The sequence below is a fragment of the Methylobacterium sp. WL18 genome, from assembly GCF_008040015.1.
Lineage (GTDB): Bacteria > Pseudomonadota > Alphaproteobacteria > Rhizobiales > Beijerinckiaceae > Methylobacterium > Methylobacterium mesophilicum.
On record NZ_VRVD01000403.1, the window covers coordinates 1 to 4,353 of the forward strand.

Sequence of the window (4,353 nt, forward strand, 5' to 3'; positions counted from 1 at the left end):
CCTAGTCACCGGCCAGGCCGCGATCCGCCATCCGGAGGGCCTGGTCTCCACCGGCGACCTCGTGGCGGCCGTGGCGGCGGCAGGCTACGAGGCCCGCCCCCTCGACGACGGGCCGCGAATCGATCCCGCGACCCGGCAGCAGGCCGAGGGCCGCGCGCTCCGCCGCGACCTCGCCGCGGCGGCTTTGCTGTCCGCCCCGGTGGTCGTCCTCGACATGGGCGGCCACATGGGCGGCCACGTCCTGCCCGGCTTCTATGCCGGCCCGGCCGCGGCCCTGGTCCAGGCCGCCCTGGCGACCCTGGTGCTCGCCTGGCCCGGCCGCCGCTTCTTCCTGCGGGGCGTACCGGGCCTGCTGCGCGGCCATCCCGACATGAACGCCCTGGTCGCCCTCGGGGCGGGGGCCGCCTACCTTTACTCCCTGGTCTCGGCCCTGACCCCAGGCTTGCTGCCCGCGGGCGCGGCGCATCTCTATTTCGAGGCCAGCGTGCTGATCGTCACGCTGATCCTGCTCGGGCGGAATCTGGAGGCCGGCGCCCGGGGCCGGACCGGTCAGGCCATCGCGCGGCTGATGGATCTGGCGCCCAAGTCCGCCCGGGTGATCCGCGACGGGGCCGAGACCGAGGTGCCGCTGGCGGAACTCCGCATCGGCGATGTGGTCCGCGTCAGACCCGGCGAGCGGGTCGCGGCCGACGGCGCGGTCGTGTCCGGCACGAGCCATGTCGACGAGAGCATGGTGACGGGGGAGCCCGTGCCGGTGCGCAAGGGGCCGGGGGACCACATGGTCGGCGGCACCCTCAACGGGCGCGGCAGCCTCGACCTGCGGGTCGACGCGGTCGGCGGCGCCACCGTGCTGGCGCAGATCGCCGCCCTGGTGGAGCGGGCGCAGGGCGGCAAGCTGCCGATCCAGGCGCTGGTCGATCGCGTCACCGGGCGCTTCGTGCCGGCGGTGATCGGGATCGCGCTCGCGACCTTCCTGGGCTGGCTGATCTTGGCCCCGGCCCCCGCCCTCGGGCCGGCCCTGGTCAACGCCGTGGCGGTGCTGATCATCGCCTGCCCCTGCGCCATGGGGTTGGCCACGCCCACCGCCATCCTGGTCGGGACCGGGCGGGCGGCGGGCCGGGGCATCCTGTTCCGCGACGGCGCGGCCCTGCAACGCCTGCGCGACGTGCGCGTCGTCGCGCTCGACAAGACCGGTACCCTCACCGAGGGCCGCCCGCGGGTCACCGATCTCGTCGTGGCCGCGGGTTTCGCGGAGGACGAGGCGCTGGCGCTGGCGGCCGGCCTGGAGAGCCGGTCCGAGCATCCGCTGGCCGGCGCCGTGGTGGCGGCCGCCCGCGCCCGGGGCCTCGACAGGTCCGAGCCGGAGCGCTTCGAGGCGGTGGAGGGGTTCGGCGTATCCGGACGGGTCGCGGGCCGACGCGTGGCTCTCGGCGCGCCGCGCTACCTCGACCGGCTCGGCATCGCCCTGGACCCGGACCTCGCAGCCCGGGCCGGAGAGCTGGCCGTAGACGGCAAGAGCCCGATCCACCTCGCCCTCGACGGCCGCCATGCCGGATTGCTGGCCGTGGCCGACCCGGTGAAGCCGGGCGCCCGCGAGGCCGTGGCGGCGCTGAAGGCGCAGGGCCTCGTGGTGGCGATGGTGACGGGCGACGACGCCCGCACCGCCGCCGGGATCGCGAAGAACCTCGGCATCGACGATGTGGCGGCCGGGATCCTGCCCGGGGGCAAGGTCGAAACCGTGAAGGGATTGCGGGCGGCGCATGGGCCCGTGGCCTTCGTGGGCGACGGCATCAACGATGCCCCGGCCCTGGCCGAGGCCGATGTCGGCCTCGCCATCGGCACCGGCACCGACATCGCCGTCGAGAGCGCCGACGTGGTGCTGATGTCGGGGGAGCCGCAGGCGCTGGTGGAGGCGCTCGCCCTGTCCCGGGCGGTGATGGCCAACATCCGCCAGAACCTGTTCTGGGCTTTCGCCTACAACGCGGCGCTGATCCCCGTGGCCGCGGGCCTGCTGGTGCCGTTCGGCGGGCCGGCCCTGTCGCCGGTCCTGGCCGCGGGCGCGATGGCGTTCTCGAGCGTCTTCGTCCTCGGCAACGCCCTGCGGCTGCGCCGGGCCGGGGGCCGGGCCGCGCCCGCCGCCGAAGCATCCGCGCCGGTGCCGAGGCCGGCATGAGCGCGGGACCCATCACCATCGGCGAGGCGGCCCGGCGCACCGGCGTCTCGGCCAAGATGATCCGCTGGTACGAGGCGACCGGCCTGCTGCCGCCCGCGACCCGCTCCGAGGCGGGCTACCGCCACTACGACGACGCGGACCTGCACACCCTGCGGTTCGTCCGCCGCGCCCGCGACCTCGGCTTCAGCGTCGAGGCCATCGCGGACCTGCTGGCACTGTGGCGCGACCGCGCCCGGCCGAGCGCCGGCGTGAAGGCGATCGCCGAGGAGCAGATCGCCGACCTGCGCCGCCGGATCGGCGAGCTGGAGGGCATGGCCCGGACCCTGGAGCGCCTCGCCGAAAGCTGCTGCGGCGACCAGCGGCCTGATTGCCCGATCCTCGACGACCTCGCCACGTCGGATGGGCCGCGCTTAACTCGAACATCGAGTCGCGGTCTGGGTCAGCGGAGCCCTGTGCGGAGGGGGTGAGAATGACGGGTTTAATACCGGAGGTGGACGCTCGGCGTAAGTTTGTCGCCAACGAGCAGGCGAAGCTGACGGCGACTTATATCAATGGCTTGTCCATTGCTGTCTTCGCTGTCGGCGGCCTCTCACCCTTCATCACGGCCCTTGGTATCGTCACGGAGCAATATGGCTTCCTTGCCGGCGCTTTCATTCTGCTCGGCGTTTTCTCGTTGTCGAGCAGTACCCTAGATCTGGTGGCACGATCCCCTCTCGGGAGTCTGGACCCATGACGACACTTCAGTTCGCAAGTTTCCTCGCCGTTCCGCTTGAGGGGCTTGCCCTTGGATTTGGCATGTTGTGGCTGACCGGCAAGGCGCATTGAGCCGCCGAACAACGTCCAAAATCATCGATCGAAGGCGGTTCGGAGTTTTGCGCGACAAGCGCGGCCGTTGACGCCGCGTCTGGCCCCGGCTTTGCTGGACCGGCCGAGTCTCTCGCCGAGACCTCAAGGCCACGAAAGCCCCGGACCCATGCCCGCCCTCGAACGGATCCGCGCCTTCGCCGACACGATGACCGCGTGGCGGCACGACCTCCACGCCCACCCGGAGCTGCTCTACGACGTGGAGCGGACGGCGGGGTTCGTAGCCGATCAGCTGCGGGCCTTCGGCTGCGACGCGGTGGAGACCGGTATCGGCCGGACCGGCGTGGTCGGGGTGATCCGCGGCAACGGCCGGAATTCGAACCGCGCCATCGGGCTGCGCGCCGACATGGACGCGCTGCCGATCCAGGAGGTCCGGGACCTGCCCTACCGCTCCACGGTGCCGGGCAAGATGCACGCCTGCGGCCATGACGGGCACACCACGATGCTGCTCGGGGCGGCCAAGTACCTCGCCGAGACAAGGGACTTCGACGGCGCCGCGGTGCTGATCTTCCAGCCGGCCGAGGAGGGCGGCGGCGGCGGCGAGGCGATGGTCGAGGACGGCCTGATGGAGCGGTTCGGCATCGAATCGGTCTACGGGATGCACAACATCCCCGGCATGGCGGTCGGCACCTTCGCGATCCGGCCCGGGCCGATCATGGCGTCCACCGACCGCTTCACCCTCACCATCGAGGGGCGGGGCGGCCACGCGGCCCTGCCGCAGAACGCCGTCGACAGCGTGCTGGTGGCGAGCCACGTGATCATCGCCCTGCAGAGCATCGTGTCGCGCAACCTCGATCCTCTGGACTCGGCCGTGGTCTCGGTCTGCGCGCTCGATGCCGGCGAGGCGTTCAACGTGCTGCCGCAGAGCGTGACCATGCGAGGCACCATGCGCACGCTCTCCAAGTCAGTCCGCAGCCAGGTCAAGGCGCGGATCGAGACCCTGGTCACCGAGGTGGCCGGGGCCTTCGGCGCCACCGGCGTGGTCGAATACGGGTCGAGCTACCCGGTCACCGAGAACCACCCGGCCGAGACCGACTTCATGGCCGGCGTGGCGGAGGCGCTGGTCGGGGCGGAGAATGTCGACCGGACCGTCGCGCCGATGATGACGGCAGAGGACTTCTCCTACATGCTCGGCCGCCGCCCCGGCGCCTACATGTTCATCGGTAACGGCGACAGTGCCTCGCTCCACCACCCGCACTACGATTTCAACGATTCCGCGACCCCGTACGGGGCTTCGCTGTGGGCGCGCCTGATCGAGACGGCGCTGCCCCGGACGGTTTGACCGGCGGCCTGACGGGCGGCGCGAGCCCGGCGGG

Annotated in this window: 4 protein-coding genes; all 4 read left to right on the forward strand. The window is 72.3% G+C overall.

The window, feature by feature from the left end; genetic code table 11:
* A partial coding sequence (locus FV228_RS21585; RefSeq protein ID WP_147856482.1) for a copper-translocating P-type ATPase occupies nt 1-2,173 on the forward strand: 2,173 nt, incomplete at its 5' end.
* A complete protein-coding gene (cueR, locus tag FV228_RS21590; RefSeq protein ID WP_147856483.1) occupies nt 2,170-2,640 on the forward strand; it encodes a Cu(I)-responsive transcriptional regulator in 471 nt (156 codons plus the stop codon). The genes FV228_RS21585 and cueR, both read left to right, overlap by 4 nt.
* A 2-nt stretch (nt 2,641-2,642) precedes the next feature.
* Complete coding sequence (locus FV228_RS21595) at nt 2,643-2,906, forward strand: amino acid transporter (RefSeq protein ID WP_147856484.1); 264 nt, start codon at nt 2,643-2,645, stop codon at nt 2,904-2,906.
* 240 nt (nt 2,907-3,146) lie between these two features.
* On the forward strand, nt 3,147-4,319 hold the full coding sequence (locus FV228_RS21600) for a M20 aminoacylase family protein (RefSeq protein WP_147856485.1): 1,173 nt from the start codon (nt 3,147-3,149) through the stop codon (nt 4,317-4,319).
* Nucleotides 4,320-4,353: the final 34 nt, after the last annotated feature.